This is a genomic window from Fulvivirga kasyanovii (genome assembly GCF_009711405.1).
Taxonomy (GTDB): Bacteria; Bacteroidota; Bacteroidia; order Cytophagales; family Cyclobacteriaceae; genus Fulvivirga; species Fulvivirga kasyanovii.
Genome location: NZ_SMLW01000093.1, coordinates 1 through 622 on the forward strand (window position 1 = coordinate 1; position 622 = coordinate 622).

Genomic DNA, 622 nt, shown 5'->3' on the forward strand with positions numbered 1-622 from the left:
ACATTCGATTGTACTCACCCTGAAAATAAGCCGATTTAAAAATGGCTAATGTATCCTGGAATGCAGGAATCTAAAGTATTTGAAAGGGTGGACACCCTCTATGCCGATTTTTACAATCGGCATGTCTCCCTCAAGGGAGAAGTTTAGCCGGTGCGCATTAGTTGTTAGTGGGGTAGCTTTAGCAGGTGCTTTCCAGTTGGGGATTCCGAATATTTTCTCCGCTACTCTGCGAAAATTTCGGAATGACGAGACTTGGAGTGTTTCTTAAAAAAATCGAAGTCATAGCATTATCAAACTCCCTCTTCCGTGTCGGAGAGGGCATGCCTGCCTTAAAAGTCACCTGATTGTAATATTATATGGTGTTTGAAATCTTCCTAAAGGTCCTTGGTCAAATAACCTTTTAATGCTCTCTGGATCACTTGCTGAAATTGTGTCTTTCTTATTGATTATCATTATAGCTTCAAATGGAATATCATTGTCGAGTCCTCCAATTGCCGCGCCCACCTGCATACCTTCTTTTGCTGCTAGTTCATAAACATCAAATCCATCATTTGTCGATAATACCTTTTGCTTTTCCGTTATGAAATGGAGGTTCTTCTTAACCAGAATTGTCGTCATTTCA

General features: G+C 40.4%; 1 protein-coding gene. It reads right to left on the reverse strand.

All coding sequences use genetic code 11. From position 1 onward, the window contains the following. Window positions 1-336: 336 nt before the first annotated feature. A partial coding sequence (locus E1163_RS30130) for a hypothetical protein (RefSeq protein ID WP_185155876.1) occupies window positions 337-622 on the reverse strand: 286 nt, incomplete at its 5' end.